This is a genomic window from Microbacterium testaceum, assembly GCF_006539145.1.
Lineage (GTDB): Bacteria > Actinomycetota > Actinomycetes > Actinomycetales > Microbacteriaceae > Microbacterium > Microbacterium testaceum.
The window spans coordinates 84207-108843 of the sequence record NZ_BJML01000010.1; the positions used below are offsets into that span (position 1 = coordinate 84207).

Below are 24637 nucleotides of genomic sequence, written 5' to 3' on the forward strand. Positions count from 1 at the left end.
ACCGCCGTGGAAGACTGGAGGCCCGAACGAGAGGAGCGATCGTGCTCGCCGCCGAACGCCGATCCCGCCTCCTGGCCGAGGTCCGCCGCCAGGGCGCCGCCGCGGTCCCCGACCTGGCCGTGACCCTCGGCGTCAGCGAGATGACCGTCCGGCGCGATCTCGACGTGCTGGCGGCCGACGGCCGCGTCGACAAGGTGCGCGGCGGAGCCCGCAGCCCGCAGCCCGGAATCGGCGGCTCTCGCGACCTCGCCACGCAGGCCCGCCGCAACGGCGACGGCAAGCGTGCCATCGCCCGCCGCGCCGCCGAACTCGTCGAAGCGGGCATGTCGGTGGGTCTGGGCGGCGGATCCACGACCTGGGCGCTCGCCCGCGAGCTGCGCGGAATCGACGACCTCACGATCGTCACGAACTCGCTGCCCGTCGCCGACGTCTTCGCCCGCCCCGACCGGGCGGACGAGCCCTACACCCAGACCGTCGTGCTCACCGGCGGCGTCCGCACCCCGGCCGACGCGCTCGTCGGTCCGGTCGCGGTCGCTTCGCTCGAGCACCTCCATTGCGACATCGTCTTCCTCGGCGTCCGTGGGATCGACCTCACCGCGGGGTTGACGACCTCGAACCTGCTCGAGGCCGAGACGAACCGCGCGCTGGTCGCTGCGGGGGCCCGGGCGGTCGTGCTCGCCGACCACACGAAGTGGGGGGCGGTAGGACTCACCACGATCGTCGACCTGAACGAGGTCGACCTCGTCGTCACCGACGCGGGGCTCTCCCCCGAAGCCGAAGAGACGCTGCGCGCGCACGTCGCCGAGCTGTGGGTGGCCGCCGACGGCGACGACTGAGACGCGCCCGCGTCCTCGAGAAGACCGGGCGGCGACAGCCGCGCTCACCGCGCCGTGCTCGCTCGCGCGATGACCGTGGCGTCGACCACGATGTGCCGGACCGGGACGTCGGCGCCCGGGCGAGCCGCCATCTGACGCTCGAGCTCGGCGAACGCCGCCTCGACGATGCCGTGGTCGTCGGGGGCGACCGACGACAGCGCCGGCACCGAGAACTGCGCCGCGTGCACGTTGTCGATACCGATCACCGCGACATCGCCGGGCACCGCGAGCCCGCGCTCGTGCAGCGCCGCCAGCACGCCGAAGGCCACGGAATCGTTCGAGCACACCACGCCGTCGAAGGCGATGCCGGAGTCGTGCAGACGCCGCAGCGCCTCCGCACCCTCTTCCGAGGTGAAGGCGTCGACCGGCACGATCAGGCCGGGCTCGTCGGCCAAGCCCAGGCGCGACACGGCGTCGCGGTAGCCGGCGAAGCGTTGGTCCGCGGCATCCGAGGGACGGGACACGCGAGGACCCAGGAAGGCGACCCGACCGCACCCGGAGGAGGCGAGGTGCGCCGTCGCCAGGTCCGCCGTGCGACGGTTGTCGATCGAGACGTGGGTGAAGGGGCTCACGGCGATGTGCTCGCCGAGCAGGACGAGGGGGCCCGGGTCGGTGCGCCGCGTCAGGTCTCCGACGGTCAAGGACCGAGGGATGTGGATCAGGCCGTCGGTCGCCGGGAGCCCCACCCCGTTCGCGACATCGATCTCTCGCTGGTGGTCGCCCTCGGTCTGCTGGATGAGGATCGACAGCCCGCGCGCCTCGGCGCCGCGTGCCAGCAGGGTCGTCAGCTCGGCGAAGTACGGCTCTTCGAGATTCGGCACCGCCAGCGCGACGATTCCCGTGCGCTCGCGACGCGACAGGGGGGAGATCCGCCGCGTCGCCGAGGGCGTGTCGGTCATGGCGGGGCTCCTCGTCGAGGACCGGGCGGCGCTCGCGCGCGCCGCGGGGCGGTCTGTTCTGGGGGCTACGGTATCGCGCGGCATGTCACTCCTGAACACGAAAGGCCACGATGCGGGCCTCCGGCGCGCCGTGGGTCGCCGTCACCACCACTCGCGCGGCGCTGATCGCGCCGAGCCCCTCGGGGAGCGGGTGCCGGCGGCGGCGACGTCTGTTCTGCGTCACCACCGCGACCTCGACCCATTCCTGCGCCCCGGCCGTCTGCGCCTCGACCCGGTAGGCCTCGACGAGCGAGGGCATCACGAGGTGGGGATCGCGATGGTGGTGGAGGGTGTTGAGCTCGACATCGGGGTCGTCGTCGAAGACCAGCACGACCTCGCGCGCGACGACCGGCTGCTCCCAGTCGAGACGGAGCCATGCGTCGCCCTCGGCCAGAGGAGCCGAGGCCCAGAGGTTCGGACCGCCGAAGGGGCGCTGGTAGCCGCCGACCGCCCGCTCGGGCGCCAGCGCCTCTGACGGCGTGGGCACACGGAACTGCACCGACCGCCCCCGCAACGGCTTGGTCGGCCATTGCACGAGCAGCTCGTCGAGGCTCACCTGGACGTTCTGGTCGTCGGCATCCGAGGTGTGGACGAGGGTCAGGATGCCGGGAGGAAGCTCGTCCGCCACGAACACGCTCACGCCGGGTCGGGCGCGCACGACGACGACCGCGTTGGCCGGGGCCTGCGGCTCCCACCGCACCGGGGCGTGCACCCACTGCGCCTGGCCCGCGGTCACGGCGACGGTGACCGCGTGCTCGAGGTGCTCGGGGACGACGTTCTGCGGGAGCCCCGTCGACCACACCTCGACCTCGAGATCGACGTCGTGCTCGGCGGTGACCCGCAGGTCGAAGCCATCGAGACGCGGGTGCACGGGCACGACGATGCCGAGGTCGTGCTCGAGCGGATGGGGCCGGACCGAAGCCGCCTCGCTCGGTCCGAGACCCGCGCGCACGCCCGAGGCCGTCACCCGCGCCGAGGCGGCGAGGTTCTGCGGGTCGGTGTCGGCCACGCCGATGAGCGGGGCGTCCTGTCGCAACAGCAGCTGCCGGAGTTCTTCACGGTGATTCTCGTAGAGCCCGCGGGGGCTCGTGTGATGAGCGAGGGCGAGGGATGCCGCGGTCCCCGCCGCCTCGCCCATCGCGGCGCACGTGGCCATGACGCGCGCGGCGCCGAACGCGATGTGGGTGGCCGAGACGTCGCGCCCCGCCATGAAGAGGTTCTCGACGTCGGCGGAGTAGAGGGAGCGGAACGGGATCTCGAAGACGCCGTTCGAGAAGCGCTGCACGGCGCCCGCACCGGTCGAGTACATCCCTTCTTTGGGGTGCAGGTCGATCGACCAGCCCCCGAAGGCCACGCCGTCGTCGAAGCGCGTCTGCTCGATGATGTCGCGCTGGTGCAGCGTGTAGTCGCCGACGAGGCGGCGGTACTCGCGCTTGCCGGGGACGTTGCCGATCCACTCCAGGTCGAGGTTGTCGGCGTCGAACTCGCCCGAGTTCTTGATGTGGTCCCAGATGCCCAGGATCACCGAGCGCAGTTCGTCGCGGATGCGCTCGTTGTCGTGCACGATGTCGAGCTCGCCGCCCCACTCGATCCACCAGTAGTGCGCTCCGCTGTCACCGCTTCGGATGATGCGCGACGACGGGATCGGGGTCTCGAGGATCGACTTCGCCGAATCGGGTGCGACGAAACGCACCGGATGCCCCACGTCCTTCGTGTAGAACAACAGCGTCGAGCCGAGGAAGGTGCGCTCGGCCTCTTCCGGCGCCCAGTCCTCGTCGAACTCCACCCGCGACTCCTTGCCGAGCCGCGCCCTCGCCCCGGAGAGGTGGCCGACGAGTCCGTCACCGGTGCAGTCGAGGAAGACCGGGGCGACGAAGCGCGTCTCGGTCTCGGCTCCCATGGTCCATCCCGTCACCGACTCGATGCGGCGCGCACCCTCGGGGCCGGTGGCGGCCACGTCGCGCACGTCGGTGTTGAGGTACAGCGAGATGTTCGGCTCGGCACGCACGGCATCCAGCACCACGTCGTCCCAGTGGATGGGATTGCCGTCGGGGTTGCGGTACTGGTTCTCGAGGTACAGCTCGCCGATGATGCCGTTCTCGCGCGCCCACCGCTGATTGCCGTGCGCGGTCGCCCCGCACACCCAGACACGGACCTCCGACGAGGAGTTCCCGCCCAGGACCGGTCGGTTGTTGATGAGGGCGACGCGCCGGTCGAGCCGGGCGGCGGCGATGGCGGCGGCGACTCCGGCGAGTCCTCCGCCGACGACGACCACGTCGTAGTCGGCCGTGTGTGAACGCATTCTGCGGGTGTCCTTCCTGGGGACGCGGGGGCGTCCGAATGTGATGCGGGGAGAGGTCGACGGGCTCAGTCCACGGCGATCGCCTCGATCTCGAAGACCCGGGCGACGTCGGTGGTGGATGCCGACGGGTCGCTGATGAGCAGCCGCACGCCGTCCGCGACGACGCCGCCGGCCGGAACGGTCACGAGGCGCTGCGTGTTCGCGGTGACGGAGCCGAGACTCGTCCAGCCCGTGGGGGTGTGCACCTGCACCTCGAAGGAGCGCAGGACGGCGGCGGAGCCCGAGTCGGCGCTGTAACCGCTGCGCACGCGCACCTCGTCGAGCGTCGCCGGCGCGGTCAGGCTCAGCGAGATCCACGGAGCGGTGTCACCGACCGCCGAGATCCACCGGCTGGCGTCGCTGCAGACGCCGTCGACGGCGAGTGCGGGGCCGGTGTCGGCGCGCAGGCTCGACGAGGCGGTGGCCGTCGCGCCCAGCGCGACGTTCACGCCGCCCGGGTCGTCGCGGAGGTCCGAGACGAGGGTCGACAGCGAGGTGGCGGGACCGACGGCCGCGTCTCGAGGAACGACGGCGCGGGCGAGACGGGCGGGGGCCGCCGCAGGAGCGGAGAGGTAGACGACGTCGGCGTCATCGGTCGATCGCGTCTGCGCCCGCAGGCGCTGCTGACCCAGACGGGACTCACCGACAGCGGCATAGGTCCACGCGGCGGCCGCGTCGGCGCGCTCGGCGACGATTGCGCGGCTGCGCACCTCGCCGCAGACCTGGGCGGTGACGACGGTGTAGAGGCGCGTCGTCGACCCGGCGCGGGTGAGGTCGACGGCAGCCGACGTGGCGACGCCGTCGCCGAGGGCCGCGGAGTCCACGACCTTCTCGTCGATCCAGGACGATCCGTCCCACCGCACGAAGCGGGCGTCGTAGGCCGTGCGGTCCTTCTCGACGAAGCGGTAACCGATGCCCGCGAGAGCGGAGCCGTCGAGGGCGAGCTTCGCGGACTGCACCGCCGGGGTGTAGCTGCGGATCGTCTCGCCGGTGAGGAACGGTCGCCAGACGATCGCGCCCATCGAGGCGGGGGTAATCGGGCCGGGGACCGTGGCGCCGGCAGCGTCCGCGAGCGACCCCGTCGCCGGATCGTAGACGGCGTACGAGCCGAGGTGGCGCGCGGGGTCGGCGGGGAACGGACCCCACTCCCACAGCACGTGCACGCGACCGTCGGGCGAGACCTCGAGGTCGTCGGGGTAGAAGGAGTAGCCCTTCGCCGCGGCGATGGTCGTCTCGCGCCCCCATGAGCCGGCATTCCGGTCGTAGTGGTAGAGCACGCCCTCGCGCGCACCGTCGGCATCCGTCCCGGTCCGCACCAGCACCCACGCGTCGCCGTCGGCTCCGCGGGCGGTCACGGGGTAGGTGATGTCGACGTCGAGATCGGGCATGGTCGAGGTGCGATCCACCATCGTGCTCACGTCGCCCGCGGTGTCGGAGCGGAAATAGTTCCACTGCTCGTTGTGCATCGAGACGAAGGCATGGATGACCCCGTCACCGTCGACGACGATGGAGGGCTGGTTGTGACCGTTGTCGTCGACGAAGGTGACGCACGCCGCTCCCGGGGAGGTGCGCAGGCACCCCTCGGCCCACGTGCCGTCGGCCGCACGCGAGGCGAGATGCACCTCGTGCCGCGCGGCCTGGGCCGCGGGGGCGTTGAAGGCGAAGTAGGTCACGTCCCCCACGACATCGAGGGGGTTCCACCACGCCGCCTGGTTCGACGAGTCGACCGCGAACGGGAGCTCTTCGACCGTCGGCACCCCACCGACGGCGTGTGCCGACGGCGCGACGACGAGCCCGAGGGTCAGCGCGGCGATCGCCGCCGCACTCCCTCCGCGCAGAAACCGCACGTCAGCCGACCAGCTTCTGCGCGGCCTCGCCGGCCCGCTTCATCGCGTCCGCCGGCGAAGCGGATCCGATCAGCACGGCCTGGACGTTGTCGGCGATCGCCGACTCGATCTGCGAGTACGCGGTGAACTTCCACAGCGGGTTCGAGCTGGCCGTGGCCGTGATGCGCTCGCTGAACTGCGCGCCGAAGGTGTCGGCGGCGACCTCCGACGACGAGAGCGCCTCGGTGGTCGCCGGCGGCAGACCGCGCAGGGCGTAGTCGGCCAGGATCGCGTCGAGGTCGGACGTGGCGTACTGGGCGAAGTCGCCCGCGGTGGCCGCACCCGTTCCGTTGACCACGGCGATCGCGCCGCCCCAGACGAGCGCGCGCGGCGTGTCACCCGCCTTCAGCACCGGGCGCGACACGGGGGCGAGCTTGCTCGCGAGACTCGCGTCGGGCGATTCCTTCGTCACCGCGGCGCGGCCCACGGGGGCGTCGTCGTACATCGCGGCGCGCCCCTGTGCGAACAGGCTCCGCGCGTCGAAGCGATCGACGTCGGCGGCGATCAGGCCCTGGTCGTAGAGCCCCTTGTACCAGGTGACCGCTTCGATGCTGGCGTCGTCGCCGATCGTGACGGTGTCGCCGTCGACCAGCGGGCTGCCGAAGGTCTGCATCCAGATGAGGATGTCCTTCAGCTGCGCGGCCTTGGTCGAGGCGGCGTACGGGATGAGGCCGTTTCCGAGGCCCTTGAGCGCGACCAGGGTCTTCTCGAACTCGTCCACCGTCGTCGGGAACGCATCGGGGGCGACGCCGACCTTGCCGAGCGTCTCGGAGTTGGCGACGAGGCCGATCGCGCCGATGGTCCACGGCAGGGCGTACTGAACGCCGTCGAAGGTGGCCGCCTGCAGGGCCGAAGAGGTGTAGCCGCGACCGGATGCCAGGGCCGAGACGTCCTGCAGCTTGCCGGTGGCCGCGAGGCTTCCGAGCCAGGCGACGTCGACGTGCGCGGCGCCGGTGAACTGACCGCCCGTGACCTGCAGCATGAGCTGGTTGATGTACTCGTTGTACGGGAACGCCGTGCGCTTGATCGCGATGCCTCGAGCCTTCTCGTACGCCGCGAGGGTGCCCTCGAGCGCCGGCTTCGCCGACTCCTCGGTGAGCGACCACGACGAGAACGCGAAGTCGGTGGGATCGGCGCCGTTCAGGCCGGCCGCGCCCGCGGCGGGCCCGGCGCTGCCGGTGGGTACGCATCCGGCCAGGGCCGCGGCGGCGGCACCGATGCCGAACATCTGCAGAGCGCGACGGCGGGTGATCAACGGGTGGGGAAGCGATGAAGCTGACATAGGTGTCCTCCTTGACAGGTGAGCAGAAGAAAGGGAGTGGAGCGGTCAGCCCTTGACGGCGCCGGCCGTCATACCGCTGACGAGGAAGCGCTGCAGCAGCATGAAGGCGATCGCCACGGGCAGCGACACCACGAGCGAGGCGGCCATGAGCTCGGGCCACGCCGTTGCCGCTTCGCCGACATAGGTGTTGACGAGGCCCGGGGGCAGCGTCTGCTTGTCGGGGCCGGCGAGGGTCAGGGCGAAGATGAAGTCGTTCCAACCGCGGACGAAGGCGAACAGGCCCGCGGCGACCAGACCGGGGGCCGCCAGCGGGAGCACGATCGAGTGGATCGTGCGCAGGCGCGAAGCGCCGTCGACCCGGGCCGCCTCGATCAGCTCGTCGGGGATGGTGTCGAAGAAGCCCTTCAGCATCCAGACGCACAGCGGCAGCGTGAAGGTCGTGAACGACAGCACCAGCGCCGTGTAGGTGTTGAGCAGACCGTAGGCGCTGAACACGCTGTAGAGGGTGACGAGCAGCAGGGCCTGCGGGAACATCTGCGAGGCCAGCACGAAGTACATCAGCTGGCGGCGCCCGCGGTACCGGAACTTCGAGAACGAGTACCCCATGTAGGCCGAGACGATCACCGACAGCAGAGCGGTGATGACCGAGACGATCACGCTGTTCTGCAGGTAGGTGAACAGCTGCGGGTTGGAGGTCAGCGAGGTGTAGGCGTCGAAAGTGATCTCGGTGGGGAACAGCTTCGGCGGGTACGAGAAGACCTGGTCCCGCGGGGTCAACGAGGTGGCGAGCAGCCAGTAGACCGGAAGCAGGGCGAAGCCGCCGCAGACGATCAGGGCGGCCCACGAGGCGAGTCGGACACCCGGGCGGTCGGAGCGCAGCCCCGAGCTCGGGCGACGACGACGCTCGGGCGCCGGAGCGACCACGGGCGGCACGTCGGGGGCGGGGGTGACGGTGGGCAGTGCGGTGCTGGTCATCGCTTCTCGCCCCTCTCGGAGAATCGGACGTAGACGACGACGAGCGCCATGAGCAGGATGAGCCAGAGCAGGCCGAGCGCACCGGCGTGACCGAGATCGAAGCCGTGGAAGGCCGTCTCGTACACCGAGGTCGCGAAGGTCTCGGTGGATCCGGCCGGACCTCCGCCGGTGAGCACGTAGATGATGTCGAAGTGCTGGAAGTTCCAGATGAACTCCAGCAGCAGCACGAGGCCGATGATCCCGCCGATCTGCGGGACGGTGATCGAGAAGAATCGGCGCACGGTACCGGCCCCGTCCATCTCGGCGGCCTCGTGCAGCTCCTTCGGTACCGTCTGCAGGCCGGCCAGGAGCATGACCATCATCCAGGGGAACGACTGCCAGGTCTTGGCCACGATCACGGCGAACATCGCGGTCCCGGGCTGGGCGAGCCACGCCTGCGGACTGACCCCGAGCGGCTCGAGGATCGCGTTCATCACGCCGTAGTTGGCGTTGAAGATCCACATCCACAGGAACGAGACGACGACCCCCGGAACGAGCCAGGGGATGAGCATGAGCCCGCGGAAGACCTTCGACCCGCGAATCTGCGTGTTCAGGGCCAGCGCCAGCGCGAAGCCGATGACGAACGGGGCGATCGTGGTGCCGAGCGTGAAGACCAGCGTCTGCCACAGCAGGCGAAGGAAGTCGTCCTGCAGCACGTCGACGATGTTCTGGAACCCGACGAACTCGCGACCGGGCAGCACCAGGCTCTGCCTGAAGAAGGCGGTCACCAAGGCCGAGACGAGGGGATACGCCACGACGACGGCCATGAGCGCCATGCCCGGCACCACCAACAGGACGGCGAACATGCCGTTGCCGAGCCGCTCCGGGCGCGAAGCCCGAGCCTGAACCCGCCTCGGCGATCTGTTGAGTTTGTTTGGTTCTGTTACTACTTGTGAGTTCGTCATCGTCACGTCCGTGTGCGCTTTCCTCAGCATTGAGGGACCCAGGGGCCCGTTTGCGGCGCCTCGCGCCGTCATCGACCGCTTCAGCTTGGCCGCTCACGGCCGCGGGGTCAATTCGTGAGAGGTAACGCTTGAATCACGGCGTGTTCGTAAATGTTTGTACATGTTATCCGCGTGTGAAATAGCACACGCGATGGACCGCGCACGAACACAGCGACCCCGCGACGAAGAGCGGCGTGCGCCATCCGGGTCAGCGGCGCGATGGCATCCGTTCATCGAGCCAGGCCAGCAGGTCGGCCCGCACCTCGGCCTGGCACGTCTCGGCGAAGATCTCGTGCCGGGCACCCGGGTACACGAGCGTCGTGACGTCCGTCAACCCGGAACGACGCGTGTAGGCGTCCGCGAGCTTGTGCACGCTGCGCGGCCCACCGACGGTGTCATCGCGACCGACCATGAGCAACAGGGGCACATCGCGCTCGAGGTCGCGTCGCGGTCGACCGAGAAGCTTCACCGTCTCGATGGGCCCGAACAGCCGCGCAAGCGGCGTGGAGGTCGTGAGCGGATCGGCGACGAAATCGAGCCCCACCTGCTCGTCGCTCGACAGCCACTCCATGCCCGAGCCGCGCAGGTGCTTCCACGGGGCGTTCAGGTCGCCGGCGTTCAGCGAGCCGGGGACCCGCAGGGCCGAGCCGGTCATCACGACGGCGTCGAAGGCCTGCGGATGCCGATCCAGCAGCATCTGCGCGAGGAACGAGCCCCAGGAGTGACCGAGCAGCACCAGGGGAAGCGCCGGGTGCTCCTCGCGGATGCGCTGCGTCAGCGTCCAGACGGCGTCTCGGGCGGCTCCGAGCCCGCCGGGCCCGAGCCGGCCGAGCTTGCGGTGGTCATCGTCCCATTGGCGCAGACCCGTCCGGCCGTGACCCCGGTGATCGTCCGCGTAGACCGTGTACCCCGCGTCGACGAGCGCCTCGATCAGAGCGCCGTACCGCCCCGCGTGCTCCCCCACACCATGCAACAGCTGCACCACCGCCCGCGGCCCGGTCGCTTCGTGCACGTCGTAGACGATCGGGATGCCATAGGCGTCGACGAACTCGGGCATGGGGGGAGTCTAGGGCGGTGCCGCTCCGGTGACGCTAGGGCGTCGGCGTCGCCTGCGCGATGACCACGAGGTTGTCCCGCGCCGCGGTCCCCTCGCGCGGGACGCACGTGATCACGATGAGCCGCCCAGCCGCAGGGATCCACAGGTACTCGTCGAAGGCCAGATCGGGTTTCGGGACACGGCGCACCTGCGTCACCGTGTACCTCGTGGTCGCGACGTCGATGAGGTCGCCGGCCCCGACCATCGTCGTGCCGGTGGTCGGGTCGATGAACGCGTTCCCCGGGGCGGATCCGCCCGACAGTGCGTGCATGGCCACCACCACGGTGCCGGTCGACGCGTCATCCAACGCCACGCTTCGATCGCGCACGACGTACGCCGAGGTGAATCCCGGCGGAGTGACCTCGCCGTCGACCGAGTCCAGCGACCCGAGGGCGACGTCGAGTCCGTGCGAAGCCGCGCGCAGCCGCATCCCCTCGTCATCGACGGCCCGCGACCGCGATGCCGGGGGTGGGCTCGCCCCCGGCTCGAACGCGACCGCGGCTCCCTCGAGATCGCGCGGCGTCGCCGACGCATCGGTCCCGGAGCCGACGAGGCTCCCGGCGACGACGGCGACGACGCCCGCGCACGCGAGGATGCCGACGACTGCCCACCGATGACCTCGGCGACGCGGCTTCACCGGCGTGCCCGCGACCGGAACGTGAGCAGGACGGCGAGACCGATCGCGGCCAACAGCGCGGTCAGGCCGGCGAACACCAGCAGACCCATCAGCCGCGACTCCGTGCTCACGGTGCCTCCGGTGTGGGCCGAGAGGCCGAGGGGAGCGGGCGCCGCAACCACCGACGGGGTCGGCGTGGCGATCGGCGTGGGTGCAGGGATCGGCGTGGGCGTCGCGCTCGGCACCGGCGTCGCGCTCGACACCGGCGTCGCGCTCGGCACCGGCGTGGGCGATGCACTCGGCGCAGGTGCCTGCCCTCCGCCCGTCCCCCCGCCCCCGTGGCGCACGACCTGACCGGTCACGGCGGTGTCGCTCGCGCCCGCGATGCTGATCTCGGCGCGGTTCTCGTAGCGTCCCGCGACTCCCTGATCGGTGACCCGAGCGGCGAAGCGCACGTCGTAGTAATGCCCGGCCTGCGCCGTGAACGTCACGGTGCGATCGGTCGCGGCGTACGTCGAACGGTCGACGGGTGCCCAGGCGCCGGGTGATTCCCGACCGTCGGCACCGGTGACCAGGCGAGGAGACGACCAGAGCTCGGCGTAGCGCACGCCGTTCAACTCGGCGAGGAGTTCTTGGTTCTCGGCGAGCACGTCGGTCACGGTGACGACCTCTCCCCCCGACAACCCGTCACGACCCGAACCGATCTGTACGACCCAGACGATGGTGCCGGCGGCGGCGTCGTACATACCCCACTTCCCCGCGCCGCGCCCGGGGAAGGCGCAGTTCTCGGTGCACACCCCGGGGCCGGTGCCCGTACCCGGATCGGGCGACGGCTGCACATCGATGACGAGGGTATGGCCGCCGACGTCGTAGGTGACGAGCCCTCCCCCGCCGGGCTCGTTGCGCACCGTCACCCAGAAATAGAACGTGCCGTGCAGGTTCTCGGGGTGCGCCGTCAGGTAGTCCGCGGCGAACGTGCACTCCAGGGTCGACGCGTCGACGACGCATCGCCCCATGACCGCCCCCTGAGGATCGAGCAGCGGGAATCCGTCCGACCGGCCGGCGAGCTCCGGGGGCAGGGCCAGCGTGAAGCCCGCGGGAACGGTCGGGTGGTCGGGCAACGACCAGGTACCGCGGATCTCGGCCGACGATCCCGACGCCACTGTCTCACTGGTGAAGTCCAGAGAGTCGATCGATGCCGTGGTGGCTCGCTCGACCGCGGCTCCCGACGCGGGGGCCGGCAAGGTGAACGAGGCACCGACGATGCCGAGAGCGGCCAATGCGGCCAACGACACGCGCGCCCAGGTGCGCGGTCTCACGGGCAAGGGGAATGAGGTCACGATGACTCCAATGCAGGACTGGTCTCAACTCCCGCACCGTCTCGAACGGTACGGCTTCCCCTGAGAGAGACGGCCCGACGTGTTTCATCACGCGATACGACCGAAGATTTTCGAGACGGCCCGTCACCGCGTCATCGCTCCGCGACAGCGCCCCGTCATCGCACGGTGCCTGCAGACGGGGTCGCGCACCATACGCGCCTGACGGTGTCGCTCAGCCGACGGGCGAGACCGTGAACGTCACCCGCGTCGTACCCGCGGCGCTTGCGTCGAGCCGCTGGTAGGCGACCTCGAGCTCGTGAATCCCCGGGGCGAGACCGATGAGCCCCGACGCCGTCGACCGCCCGATCCGTCGATCGAGAACTCCGGATGCCGGAATCTCCAGGCCGCGCGCCAGTTCCCGACCATCGAGACGGACCACGAGCCTGCTCGAGGCCCACCCGCGAACGCGGAGGGCGACGGGATCGACCCCCGACGCTGTCCCCTCCGTGGGCGCCTCGACGAGAGGAACGAACGCGAAGGGCGCAGACGACACAGTCGGCGAACGCCTCCCCTGCGGATCGATCGCGACGGCCGCCACTGCGGCATCCGTGGGGCGCAGATCCTCGATCCGCATCGACCATGCTCCGGATGCCGGCACCTCCGTCTCGACAGCGGCCTCAGGGCGGCCCTCGGGCCAGATGCGCACGCGCGCCCCCGGTGCTGCACGCCCCTCGATGAGCGGCGCGACGGTCGCCGCGGGATCCCACTCGTCATTCAGCGTCGGAGCCTCGGGCGCGAGGGCGGCCTCCGTCTCGGATGCGTCCGAGGGGGAAGCTTCCTCTGACGAGGACTCCACGGTCGATTGTCCGTCTTGCTGCGGAGCGAGCGGCGCGACGGGGGCCGATGGTTCCGGTGCCGCCGGCGACGGAACGGGGAGAGGCTGATCGGGCTCGGCGATCACGACGGTGTCCTCCGGGTCGGTGGCCGGCCCGACGACGTTCTCCGGGATCGATGCGTCGTCGAGGATGACCGGTGGAACGTCCGTGGGGTTCGCCCCCTCCGTGGTCACGCCGTCGTCGACGACGGAGCTCGCCGACGAGCCGAAGGACGCCGTCACGGCAACCCCCGCACCCGCACCCGCCCCGACCAGGGCGACGATCGACGCGGCAACGACGAGCGACCGGCCCGGGGTCGTTCTCCGCTCCCCGGGAACTGTCTTCGCTTCGGGCACAGGACGCGCGCCCCACCCGACCGCAGCCGTGGCGGACAGTCCCCCGATGAGGAGAAGCAGAGCCGGCAGCACGCGCGCGACCGAGCGCACCTCCTCGACGAGCGGCGGGCACCAGGGGCACGTGGACACATGATCCTCGAACGACCGACGGTCCCGGGCCGAGGCGGTTCCCTCTTCGACGGCACCGAAGACGGCGAGTGCGCGGCGGCAGTTGTCGGGGCGTCCCTCGAGTTCGAGGTGGGCTTGCATCCAGGCCGCGCGCAACGAGCGCCGCGCCCGGTAGGCCAGGGCCGACGTCGCGTGCGGCGAGAGCCCGAGCAGAGGAGCGACCCGGCGCGGCGGGAGGCGCTCGACGTCGACGTACCAGAGCACTGTCTGCCAGCGCTCCGGCAAGGCGCGAAACGCCCGCCCGAGCAGCGACTCACCGAGGCGGGTCGCGAACATCGCCGCGGGGTCGTTCTCGATCGTCGCTTCGTCGATGGAGTCGAGCTCCACGGCATCGGCGAAGCGTTGTCCGCGACGATGCTCCCGCGATGCGAGGTTGCGCACGACCGTGTACAGATAGGGCCGCATGAGCTCTTCGGGCCCGGAGCCCCGACGCAGCGCGAGCATGGTGCGCTCGAACGCCTCCGACGTGAGGTCGTCCGCCATCGATGGAGACGACACCACCGCTGCCAGCTTCGTGACGGGCTTGTGGTGCCGACGCCACAGCAGAGCGACGGCTTCGTCGTCTCCCCGGCGGATCCGAGCGATGAGCGCCCGGTCGCTCGTTTCCGATACCGACATGCGCTTCCCCCTGCCACCGATTCGCGGCAGCCACCCGCGGTGTCGAGCGTCACCCCCCTCCGAACCGGCACGGGAGGACTTTCGGCCGCCAGACGTTCACGATAACGAAATTCACCTGATGGGTGAATGTGAGGGTGAAATTGCGCGACGAAAGGGGGGATCGCGGGTGACGGGAGGGCCGACAGCGATCCGTTCTGATGCGCACCACGAGCGCGACGCCGTTTCCCGGCAGCCCCATACCCTTAGCAAGGCTAATGAGATACCCTAAGAAAAGGAATATGAACGATCGCGTCGACGAATCCCCCCTTCCCGACCAGAATTCCGACCACAGCGCCGCAGCATCCGAGCTGCGCATGGCGACGTTCCGCCTCGCGCGACGCCTCCGGGCGCAGCGAGCAATCGACACCATGAGCGACGGGCAGTTCGCCGTCCTCGCCGCATTGACGGTGCACGGAGCGCACACGCTCGGCCAGCTGGCCGACCGCGAGCGCGTCACGGCTCCGTCGATGAATCGCACGGTGTCGCAGCTCGAGGAGGTGGGGTACCTGACGCGCATTCCCGACGAGGTCGATCGACGCCGCGTCACCATCGACCTCACCGATCTCGGACGCCGGATCGTCGACGAGACGGTCCGACGCCGGGACGCCTTCGTCGAGGAGGCTCTCGCCGAGCTCTCCCCCGAAGAACGACAAGTGCTGGCCCGCGCCACCACGATCATGAGGAAGGTGGCCGACAGATGAGCACGTCGATGTTCCGGTCGCTGTCGATCTTCAACTACCGCGTCTGGTTCATCGGAGCCCTCGTCTCGAACGTCGGCGCCTGGATGCAGTCCACGGCCCAGAACTGGGTGGTGCTGACGCAGCTCACGAACAACGACGCCGCCGCCATGGGCGTCACCATGGCCCTGCAGTTCGCCCCCCCGCTGCTCCTGGTCAGCGTCACCGGGTGGGTCGCCGACCGGTTCGACCGTCGCAGGCTCATCATGTGCACCCAGAGCGCCCTGCTGCTGCTGGCCGTGTCCTTGGGCATCCTGCTGCTGAGCGGAGCGATGACCCTGCCGTTGATGTTCGGGTTCGCGCTCGCGCTCGGAGTCGTCACGGCCTTCGACAACCCGGCGCGCCAGGCCTTCGTCTCCGACCTCGTCTCTCAAGAGAACGCGTCGAACGCCGTCGCCCTCAACGCCGCCTCGTTCAACATGGCGCGCCTGATCGGCCCGGCCGCCGCCGGCGTCATGATCGTGCTCGTCGGCACGGGCTGGGTCTTCCTCGTGAACGCCTTCACCTTCCTGGCGATGCTCGGCGCCCTGTTCCTCATGCGCCCGCACGAGCTCGTCGCCCGCCACCGCCGCGGAGGCCCCGCGCGTCTGGCCGACGGCTTCCGCTACGTGGCCCGGCGCCCCGATCTCGTGGTCATCTTCGTCATGGTGTTCCTGCTCGGGGCGTTCGGCATGAACTTCCCGATCTTCGCGTCCACGATGGCGCTCGAGTTCGGCCGCGGTGCCGACGGGTTCGGCCTGCTGAGCTCCTTCGTCGCCATCGGCTCCCTCGCCGGAGCACTCCTGGCCGCGCGCCGCGAGCGCGCCCGCATGCGCGTGGTCGTCCTCGGCTCGGGCGGCTTCGCCGTGGCATCCGCCCTCTCGGTCTTCGCTCCCAGCTACGGGGCCTATGCGGCCACGCTCGTACTGACCGGCTTCTGCGTCGTCACGACGCTGACGACCGCGAACGGCTACGTGCAGACAACGACCGACCCCGTGCTGCGCGGCCGCGTGCTGGCGCTCTACATGGCGATCCTCCTCGGCGGCACGCCCGTGGGGGCACCGATCGTCGGCGCCGTGGCGGCGGAGTTCGGCCCCCGCGTGGCGATCGGCCTGGCCGCGATCGTGGCCGTCATCGCGTGCGGGATCGGAGCGACCTGGACGGCGATGTCGGGCCGCCTGCACCGCCACGAGACCAAGCGCTTCCGCCTCACGCTCGACGAGACGCGCCCGATCACGACCATCGCGCCCGAACCCGAGGACTTCAGCGATGAGGTCGCCGGCACGACGCCGATCCCGCTGCCCCCGGGCGAGCGGTCGCCGCGCGCGACACCCCGCCCGCGCCACGGCGGCTGACACAGCTTCGCCCCAGCGGCGCCCCACGGGCGAGCGTCGGCGCGCGAACCGGGTGAGTCCATTCAGTCGAACTTGTGCCACGACGACGCAGGCGTTGTCAAGCCACCGGGCGCACCCGTCCGAGACCCAGCAGCTCCCCTATTGTGCGGGTGTCCAATACGCACATCGATCTCGTGGGGAGATCCATCATGCCGAAGTTCACACGCCGTTCCTCTCGCATCGCCACCGCGATCGCCCTTCCCGCGGCTGTCGTCGCGGCGGGGCTGCTGGTGTCGACGAGTTCGTACGCCGCCTTCTCCGATACCACCTCCAATGAACGCAACGGCTGGCGGGCGGGGACCGTCCAGCTCGACGACGACGCCGCCGGCCGCGCCTTGTTCACGGCCGGCAACGCCAAGCCGGGCGACGGGGCGACGACCTGCATCGCCGTCACCTCGACCGGAACCCTGGCCTCGCAGGTACGCCTCTACGCCGCGGATGCCTCGGGGTCCGCGGGCCTGGCCGACCACCTGATCCTGCGCGTCGAGCAGGGAACCGGCGGCGGTTACGGCACCTGCAACGGCTTCACCTCGCAGAGCACCGTCTTCGACGGCCGCCTCTCGGGCTTCACCGGGGCACACACCTCGTACCGGTCGGGAGCAGCCACGTGGAGCCCGGGCGGGGGCGGAAGCGAGACGCGCACCTTCCGCATCACGTGGAGTCTCGCCGACGACGCGCCGAACGCGGTCCAGGGCGGCACCGCCTCGACCGCGTTCGTCTGGGAAGCGCAGAACAGCTGAGTCCGTGCGCTCCCGTCGCATCCTCCTCGTCGCGGGGGTGGCGGCGGCGCGGGCGGTCGTGGCGCTGGTGCTGGCGTTGGCGTTCTGGGCGGCGGCTCCCGTGGCCCTGGGGTGGCTGCCGACCACTGTGATGACGGCGTCCATGACGCCGGCCATCGAGGTGGGTGATGTCGTCGTGTCGCGGCCCGCCCCGCGGGAGGCGCTCCTTCCGGGACGTGTCGTGCTGGCGATCGACCCGGACTGGACCGACCGCCTGCGCCTGCACCGCATCGCCGAGCTCGACCCCGACGGTGGCCTCGTCACGAAGGGCGACGCCAACCCCGACGCCGACTCGACTCCGCTGCACCCCGATGCCGTCCTCGGCATCGGGGTGCTGCGGGTGCCCGGGATCGGGCTGCCGATCGTGTGGCTGCGCACCGGAGAGGTCGTCCCGCTCGCGGTGAGTGTCGCGGGGTTCGCTCTGTGTCTCGCTGTCGCGCTGCGCCGGGGCGCCGACGACGACCCCGACGAGCCGAGTCCGCCGCGAGACGCCGCCGCGCACGCGCAACCGCTCACGCGTCGCGCTCTTCGCGCCCGCTCGTCGAGAACCCGCCGGCTCGGCCGCGCCCTCGGCCTCGCGGTCGCCGTCGCCCTGACCGGGGCGGCCGTGAGCACCCCGGCCTCTGCGTCGTTCAGCGGCGAGGCCGCGGCATCCGGAACCGTCACGGCCGGGCGCGCGACCGGCCCCTGGTCGCTCGGCTGTGACAACGACGGCGGAGCCGTGGTGACGTGGGCGTACGACGGGTGGGAGCCCCGCAGCTTCGACCTGCTGGTCGACGGGCGGGTCGTGGTCGATGACATCCCACCGTGGTTCCGAGCCGTTCGCGTGCCCAACGACGGCTCGTACTCCCTCTTCCGCACCGACACGGTGACGGTGCGGACGAACATCGGCGCGCACTGGTCGGCCGAGTCGAGCGAGAGCGTGCCCGTCGGCGGCGTCCTGTTCGGTTTCGGGCGGCCCTTCTGCCGGTGATCAGACGCGGGCGTCCTGCCCCTGTCCCCCCACCGGCACGAGGCGCGTCAGCTGCGTCACGTGCCGCGGCTCCAGCTCGGCGAGGGAGGAGACACCGAGCAGGGTCATCGTGCGCTCGATCTCGCTGCGCAGGATCGCGATCGTCCGGTCGACCCCCTGACGCCCGCCGGCCATGAGGCCGTAGAGGTACGCCCGTCCGATCAGGGTGAAGGTCGCCCCCAGAGCGACGGATGCCACGATGTCGGCGCCGTTCATGATGCCGGTGTCGACCATGACCGTCGCATCCTTGCCGACCTCGCGCACGACCTTCGGCAGCAGGTGGAAGGGGATGGGCGCACGGTCGAGCTGACGGCCGCCGTGGTTCGACAGCACGATGCCGTCGACGCCGAGATCGACCAGACGCGCGGCGTCCTGGACGTTCTGCACGCCCTTGACGACGATCTTGCCGGGCCACATCCCGCGGATGATGTCGAGGTCGTCGTAGCCGATGGTGGGGTCCATCGCGGCGTTCAGCAGCTCGCCGACGGTTCCGCCCGTCGTGCTCAGCGACGCGAATTCGAGCTTCGGGGTGGTGAGGAAGTCGATCCACCACCAGGGGCGCGGGATCGCGTTGACGATGGTTCCGACGGTCAGCTGCGGCGGAATGGAGAAGCCGTTGCGCTTGTCGCGCAGGCGCGCCCCGGCGATGGGGGTGTCGACGGTGAACATGAGGGTGTCGAAGCCCGCCCGGGCGGCGCGTTCGACGAGCCCGTACGAGATCTCGCGCTGGCGCATCACGTACAGCTGGAACCAGTTGCGACCGACCGGGTTCGCGGCCTTGACGTCTTCGATCGAGGTGGTGCCGAGGGTCGAGAGGGTGAACGGGATGCCGGCGGCGGCCGCCGCAGACGCGCCCGCCGTCTCACCCTCGGTCTGCATGAGACGCGTGAAACCGGTGGGCGCGATGCCGAAGGGCAGCGCGGAGGGGGCGCCGAGGATCTCGCACGAGGTGTCGACGTCGGCGGCGGGCCGCAGGATGTCGGGGTGGAACTCAACGTCTTCGAACGCGCGGCGGGCGCGGCCGAGCGAGAACTCGCCCTCGGCGGCACCGTCGGTGTAATCGAAGGCGGCCTTGGGGGTGCGCCTCTTGGCGATGGTCCGGAGGTCGGCGATGGTCAGCGCCGCGTCCAGGCGGCGCTTGCGCGCGTCGAGTTCGGGCTTCTTGAACCGCATGAGCTCGAGGAGCTCGTTGACCTTGGGGAGCTGTCGCTGGACCATGGGAGACCCTCTCGTACGGTGTGGTCAGACCACACTACGCGCGAGAGAGCCCCCCGACCAGGGCCCGTGTGCGAGCACCGCCTCAACGCCCTCGACCGCACACCGCCCCGCGAGGAGTGGGCGCGCTACGCCGACCGCGGCGAGACCGCCGGCCTGCTCACCCTGTGCTGTGACGCCCAGCCGTTGCGAGACGCGCCGGCATTCGCGATCACCTGCGGCAATCCGTTCCGTCGTGCCGTGCCGTCACGCGGACGTCGTGTTCGACACACCGGTTCAGGATGCCGGCGCCCGGGCGGAGTGTCGAGCACGGACTCCGCATGACGGCCCGCGTCCGAGCCCGCGGCGTCGCCTCGGCGCTCAGGTCTCGCGCGTGATCGTGACCTTGACCTTCAGGTTGCTCTTGCCGGGGCCGGCGTACACACCGCGCAGCGGGGGCACGTCGTTGTAGTCGCGTCCGCGGCCCACCAGCACGTGCCGGTCGCCGATCTCGATGTTGTTGGTGGGGTCGAAACCCTGCCAGTCGCCGGCGAACCACTCGACCCACGCGTGCGACTCCCCCGTCACCGCTTCGCCGACCTCGGCGGAGGGCTTCGGGTGCAGGTAGCCCGACACGTAGCGGGCCGGGATGCCGACCTCGCGCAAGGCCCCGATCGCGATGTGCGCGATGTCCTGGCAGACGCCTTTTCGCGCCTCCCACGCGTCGACCGCCGTGGAGTGCACGCCGGTGACGCCCTGCATGTAGTCGATGGCGTCGCCGATCGCCTCGGCGATCGCGTGCGCCGCGGGGCCCGGCCGGTCGTGCTGCGCCGCGATCGAGCGGGCGAGCTCCGCCACCTCGGGGTGCGGGGTCGTGCGACGGGTCTGCGTCAACTGCTCGACGGTCGTGATCGAGCGGGAGGCCTCGGCGGCCAGCTGCTCCCACGTGATGTCGGCGTGTTCGATGGGACGCGGACGCACCTCGACGAGGGAGCGCGCGGTGATCGTGAGCGCCCCGTGCGGCGACAGCACATCGAACGCCGCCACCCGCGTGCCGAAGTAGTCGACGTACTGGTTGACCGAGGTCGACGGCTCGATGTCGAGCGACGAGCTCAACACGAACTGGCTGTCGGTCGAGTGCGGGAGCATGCGGGCCTCGTTGTACGACGCGACGACGTCGCCCGGGTAGACGAACCCGGTCTGGTGTTCGATGCGAAGGCGTTTCATGAGATCTCCCCGATCCAGCTCGGCTCGGCCTGCGTCGGGAAGAAGCGCGACCGGATCGCCTCCGACGCTTCGCGGGTCACCGTCTGCACGCGCTGCATGTGCTCGGGCAGCTCCGCCAGGATGTCGCTGACCGGGCGGTACTCGAGATCGTTGCGGATCTGTCCGAGGGCCCGGAGAACCGTGTTGGAGTGGCCGACGCGGTCGGCGCGCGGATCGATCGCGCTCATGCAGTCCTCGGCGCGCTGGATCGAGTAGATGATCGAGCGCGGGAAGAGACGGTCGAGCAGGAGGAACTCGGCGGCATTGCGCGCGCTCGGCATCCCCCGGTACGTGCGCAGGTACGCCTCGTACGCGCCGCACGAGCGGAGGATCGTCGTCCACGACGGGCCCGACACCTCGGTGAGCGAGCGCGTCGCCAGCAGGCGCGCGGTCATATCGGTGCGCTCGATGCTGCGCCCGAGGGTGAAGAACTGCCAGGCTTCGTCGCGGTTCGTCGAGGAGTCGACGATGCCGATCGCCAGGGCCGCGCGCTCGCGCACCCACTGGAAGAACTCGTGCACCTTCTCGGTCTGCAGCCGTCGCGGCATCCGGGCGTTCGTGGTGTTGAGGATCTCCCACAGCTCGGTCGAGACGATCTCGCGCGCACGCCGGGCGTTCTCGCGCGCCGCGGTGAGCGAGTAGGCGATGCTCGAGGGGTTCATGCGATCGACCGCGAGACGGGCGAGGACATCGTCTCGTCGCACGGAGTCGACGTTCTCGGGCCACGCCGAACCCATGACGCTCAGGAGCGATCGGCACGCGGTGTCTTCGTCGATCCATGGATCTTCGAGCAGCAGCTGCAGGTGCACGTCGAGGATGCGAGCGGTTCCGTCGCTGCGCTCGATGTAGCGCCCGATCCAGAACAGCGATTCGGCGATACGACTCAGCACCCCGGCACCTCCTGCGACTGCTGCTGCTGCTCGGCCTGCGGACCGTGCTGCACCGCGGCATCCTGCTGCTGCTGCTCCTGCTGCTCTTTGCCGGAGGGGCCGTTACCCGGACGGGGGTCGCGGGGCGAGGTCGCGGGAGCGGGTTGGCCGTCGTAGATGATCGGGATCGCCTCGGTCACCGCGGCCTGGTCGGCGACGAGACCCGAGACGCCGTTGCCCTGACCGTACTCGACGTGGGAGGGCGCCGAGCCGCCGACGATCCAGGTGTCCTTCGAACCGCCGCCCTGACTGGAGTTCACCACGAGCTGCCCCTCGGGCAGCGCGACGCGGGTCAGGCCACCGGGGAGCACCCAGATGTCGTCTCCGTCGTTGACCGCGAAGGGGCGCAGGTCGGCGTGACGCGGACGCATCCCGTCTTCGACGAGGGTCGGGATGGTCGAGAGCATCACGACGGGCTGCGCGATCCATCCGCGCGGGTCGGCGAGCAAGCGCTTGCGCAGGGCGTCGAGCTCGGCGGGCGAGGCGTCGGGCCCCACGACCAGCCCCTTGCCCCCCGAGCCGTCGACCGGCTTGACCACGAGTTCGGGCAGACGGTCGAGCACCTCTTCGAGGGCGCCCGGGTCTTCGAGGCGCCAGGTGTCGACGTTCTTGAGAATGGGCTCTTCGGCGAGGTAGTACCGGATGAGATCCGGCACATACGTGTAGAGCAGCTTGTCGTCGGCGACGCCGTTGCCCACGGCGTTGGCGATCGTGACGTTGCCCAGGCGCGCGGCGAGCATGAGGCCGGGCGCGCCCAGCATCGAGTCGGCGCGGAACTGCAGCGGGTCGAGGAAATCGTCGTCGACGCGGCGATAGATGACATCGACGCGCTGCGGGCCGCGAGTGGTGCGCATGAACACCTTGCCGCCGATGCACAGCAGGTCGCGGCCCTCGACGAGCTCGACGCCCATGAGGCGCGCGAGCAGCGTGTGCTCGAAGTACGCCGAGTTGTAGACGCCCGGCGTGAGCACGACGATGTTCGGGTCGTCGATCCCGGGCGGGGCCGACGCCCGGAGGGCGGCGAGCAGCTTGTTCGGATAGTCGCCGACGGGGCGCACCCGCATCGACACGAACAGCTCGGGAAGCGTCTGCGCCATGACGCGGCGGTTCGAGATCACGTACGAGACGCCGGAGGGCACGCGCACGTTGTCTTCGAGCACGCGCATCTCGCCGTGCTCGTCGCGGATGAGGTCGATGCCCGACACCTGGATCCGCACGCCGTTGGCGCTGCGGATGCCGGCCGCCTGACGGTAGAAATACTGCGACGACGAGATGAGACCCGCGGGCAGGATGCCGTCGCGGACGCAGTGCTGATTGCCGTACGCGTCGTCGAGGAACGCCTCGAGGGCCTTGACGCGCTGCTTCACGCCGGCCTCGATGCGCGACCACTCGTCGTAGGCGATGACCCGGGGCACGGCATCCAGGGGGAAAGGCCGCTCCTCGCCCGCGAAGTCGAACGTGACACCCTGCGCGAGATACGAACTGGCGAGCGACTCGGTGCGTCCGCGCAGCTCATCCTGCGTCATCTGCGCGAGCGTCTGGTACAGCTCCCGGTACGCCTCACGAGACGGGGCGGCTTCTCCGGGACTCGCCGGAACGCCGAACATCTCGTCGAACGCCGGGATGCCGGAAGCGGTCTTGCGCGGCGCCAGCGTGGAGCCGTAACCGTCGAACAGGTCACCCATGCGACGACTCTACTCAGCGCCGTGTTGCGGACACGTTTCCCACCCGCGCTCTTGCGCCGCCGAGCACGGCGTGCGCACGAGCAGCTCCGCCGAACGGCTCAGCCGAACGGCTCAGGTGCCGGGGCGCAGCACCACCTTGATGCAGCCGTCCTGCTTCTTCTGGAACGTCTCGTACAGGCCCGGGGCGTCATCGAGCGGGGCGTGGTGCGTGACGAGGTCCATCACACCGAGCGGGTCGGCGGGGTCCTCGACCAGCGGCAGCAGGTCGTCGACCCAGCGCTTGACGTTGCACTGGCCCATCCGGAGGGCGATCTGCTTGTCGAACATCGTCTTCATCGGCAGCACGTCGGCCTCTCCGGCGTACACCCCGCTCAACGACACCGTGCCGCCGCGGCGGACGAGGTCGATCGAGGCGTACACCGCGGCCAAGCGGTCGAGCCCGGCCTTGTCCATGAGCTTCTGCGCGAGCGCGTCGGGGAGAAGGCCCACGGCCTTCTGTGCCAGCTCGACGCCCCCGTTGCCGTGGGCCTCCATGCCGACGGCATCCACCACACCGTCGGCCCCGCGCCCCTCGGTGAGATCGACCAGTTCGTCGACCACCGTGTCGGTCAGGTCGTAGGTGAGGATGCCGTGCCGCTCGGCCATGGCGCGCCGCTCGGGCTCGGGCTCGACCGCGAGCACGCGGTAGCCCAGGTGCACGCCGATACGGGCGGCGAACTGCCCCACCGGACCGAGGCCCATCACCGCGAGCGTGCCGCCCTCGGGGACGTTCGCGTACTGCACGCCCTGCCACGCCGTGGGCACGATGTCGCTGAGGAAGAGGTAGCGATCGTCGGGCAGGTCGTCTCCGACGCGGATGTGGTTGTAATCGGCCAGCGGGACGCGCAGGTACTCGGCCTGACCGCCCGGCACCTGACCGTAGAGCTTCGTGTAGCCGAAGAGCGCCGCGCCGCTGCCGTACTCGCGCACCTGCGTCGTCTCGCACTGCGACTGCAGGCCGCGGCGGCACAGGAAGCAGTGACCGCACGAGATGTTGAAGGGCACGACGATGCGGTCGCCGACGGCGAGATTCGTCACGGCCGAGCCCACCTCGACGACGACGCCCATCGGCTCGTGTCCGAGCACGTCGCCCTTGTCGATGAAGGGGCCGAACAGTTCGTACAGGTGCAGGTCGGAGCCGCAGATCGCGGTCGAGGTGATCTTCACGATCGCGTCGGTCGGCTCAAGGATCTCGGGGTCGGGGACCTCCTCGACGCTCACGTTGCGCGTGCCCTGCCAGGTCAGTGCCTTCATGG

The 24637-nt window shown here is 70.4% G+C and carries 20 protein-coding genes; 5 read left to right on the plus strand and 15 right to left on the minus strand.

The window, feature by feature from the left end; all coding sequences use genetic code 11:
• Positions 1-41 precede the first annotated feature (41 nt).
• Positions 42-836 (plus strand): DeoR/GlpR family DNA-binding transcription regulator, encoded by a 795-nt coding sequence (locus MTE01_RS14100; protein ID WP_115917053.1) that lies wholly within the window; start codon positions 42-44, stop codon positions 834-836.
• Positions 837-880: 44 nt separating this feature from the next.
• On the opposite strand, the gene MTE01_RS14105 is transcribed toward MTE01_RS14100, so the two are convergent.
• From MTE01_RS14105 to MTE01_RS14150, 10 genes are all read right to left on the minus strand, one after another.
• Positions 881-1774 carry a LacI family DNA-binding transcriptional regulator gene (locus MTE01_RS14105; RefSeq protein WP_103208326.1) on the minus strand — a complete coding sequence of 298 codons (894 nt, stop codon included), beginning with the start codon at positions 1772-1774 and terminating at the stop codon, positions 881-883.
• 85 nt (positions 1775-1859) lie between these two features.
• Positions 1860-4115 carry an FAD-dependent oxidoreductase gene (locus tag MTE01_RS14110; protein ID WP_141378113.1) on the minus strand — a complete coding sequence of 752 codons (2256 nt, stop codon included), beginning with the start codon at positions 4113-4115 and terminating at the stop codon, positions 1860-1862.
• Between the two features lie 65 nt (positions 4116-4180).
• Positions 4181-6001, minus strand: coding sequence for a BNR-4 repeat-containing protein (locus tag MTE01_RS14115; RefSeq protein ID WP_141378114.1), 1821 nt, complete (start codon positions 5999-6001; stop codon positions 4181-4183).
• 1 nt (position 6002) lies between these two features.
• Complete coding sequence (locus MTE01_RS14120) at positions 6003-7322, minus strand: extracellular solute-binding protein (protein ID WP_103208319.1); 1320 nt, start codon at positions 7320-7322, stop codon at positions 6003-6005.
• A 45-nt stretch (positions 7323-7367) separates the two neighbouring features.
• Positions 7368-8297, minus strand: a complete 930-nt coding sequence (locus tag MTE01_RS14125) for a carbohydrate ABC transporter permease (RefSeq protein ID WP_103208317.1) — start codon at positions 8295-8297, stop codon at positions 7368-7370.
• A complete protein-coding gene (locus MTE01_RS14130; RefSeq protein WP_103208315.1) occupies positions 8294-9142 on the minus strand; it encodes a carbohydrate ABC transporter permease in 849 nt (282 codons plus the stop codon). The genes MTE01_RS14125 and MTE01_RS14130 overlap by 4 nt, the downstream gene beginning before the upstream one ends.
• A 346-nt stretch (positions 9143-9488) precedes the next feature.
• Entirely contained in the window at positions 9489-10337 is an 849-nt protein-coding gene (locus MTE01_RS14135; RefSeq protein WP_116239427.1) for an alpha/beta fold hydrolase, read from the minus strand.
• A gap of 34 nt (positions 10338-10371) precedes the next feature.
• Positions 10372-11013: a class F sortase gene (locus MTE01_RS14140; protein WP_141378115.1), complete on the minus strand. Its 642-nt coding sequence runs from the start codon at positions 11011-11013 to the stop codon at positions 10372-10374.
• Entirely contained in the window at positions 11010-12332 is a 1323-nt protein-coding gene (locus tag MTE01_RS14145) for a hypothetical protein (RefSeq protein WP_141378116.1), read from the minus strand. Before MTE01_RS14145 ends, MTE01_RS14140 begins: the two co-directional genes overlap by 4 nt.
• 211 nt (positions 12333-12543) lie before the next feature.
• Positions 12544-14328: a sigma-70 family RNA polymerase sigma factor gene (locus MTE01_RS14150; RefSeq protein ID WP_141378117.1), complete on the minus strand. Its 1785-nt coding sequence runs from the start codon at positions 14326-14328 to the stop codon at positions 12544-12546.
• 278 nt (positions 14329-14606) lie between these two features.
• Here MTE01_RS14150 and MTE01_RS14155 point away from each other — a divergent pair, with 278 nt between their 5' ends.
• The 4 genes from MTE01_RS14155 (at position 14607) to MTE01_RS14170 (ending at position 18229) form a co-directional block, all read left to right on the plus strand.
• On the plus strand, positions 14607-15068 hold the full coding sequence (locus MTE01_RS14155) for a MarR family winged helix-turn-helix transcriptional regulator (protein ID WP_246078316.1): 462 nt from the start codon (positions 14607-14609) through the stop codon (positions 15066-15068).
• On the plus strand, positions 15065-16438 hold the full coding sequence (locus MTE01_RS14160) for an MFS transporter (protein ID WP_103208300.1): 1374 nt from the start codon (positions 15065-15067) through the stop codon (positions 16436-16438). Before MTE01_RS14155 ends, MTE01_RS14160 begins: the two co-directional genes overlap by 4 nt.
• 188 nt (positions 16439-16626) lie before the next feature.
• A complete protein-coding gene (locus MTE01_RS14165; protein WP_141378118.1) occupies positions 16627-17217 on the plus strand; it encodes a SipW-dependent-type signal peptide-containing protein in 591 nt (196 codons plus the stop codon).
• A 4-nt stretch (positions 17218-17221) separates the two neighbouring features.
• Entirely contained in the window at positions 17222-18229 is a 1008-nt protein-coding gene (locus MTE01_RS14170) for a S24/S26 family peptidase (protein ID WP_141378119.1), read from the plus strand.
• Here the strand turns inward: MTE01_RS14170 and MTE01_RS14175 are convergent, their stop codons facing one another.
• The 5 genes from MTE01_RS14175 to MTE01_RS14195 form a co-directional block, all read right to left on the minus strand.
• A complete protein-coding gene (locus MTE01_RS14175) occupies positions 18230-19486 on the minus strand; it encodes an alpha-hydroxy acid oxidase (protein WP_141378120.1) in 1257 nt (418 codons plus the stop codon).
• Positions 19487-19843: 357 nt separating this feature from the next.
• A complete protein-coding gene (locus MTE01_RS14180; protein ID WP_103208291.1) occupies positions 19844-20689 on the minus strand; it encodes a transglutaminase family protein in 846 nt (281 codons plus the stop codon).
• A complete protein-coding gene (locus MTE01_RS14185; RefSeq protein WP_103208289.1) occupies positions 20686-21618 on the minus strand; it encodes an alpha-E domain-containing protein in 933 nt (310 codons plus the stop codon). Before MTE01_RS14185 ends, MTE01_RS14180 begins: the two co-directional genes overlap by 4 nt.
• Positions 21612-23342 (minus strand): circularly permuted type 2 ATP-grasp protein, encoded by a 1731-nt coding sequence (locus tag MTE01_RS14190; protein WP_103208287.1) that lies wholly within the window; start codon positions 23340-23342, stop codon positions 21612-21614. Before MTE01_RS14190 ends, MTE01_RS14185 begins: the two co-directional genes overlap by 7 nt.
• A 111-nt stretch (positions 23343-23453) precedes the next feature.
• Positions 23454-24635: a zinc-dependent alcohol dehydrogenase gene (locus MTE01_RS14195; RefSeq protein WP_103208285.1), complete on the minus strand. Its 1182-nt coding sequence runs from the start codon at positions 24633-24635 to the stop codon at positions 23454-23456.
• Positions 24636-24637: the final 2 nt, after the last annotated feature.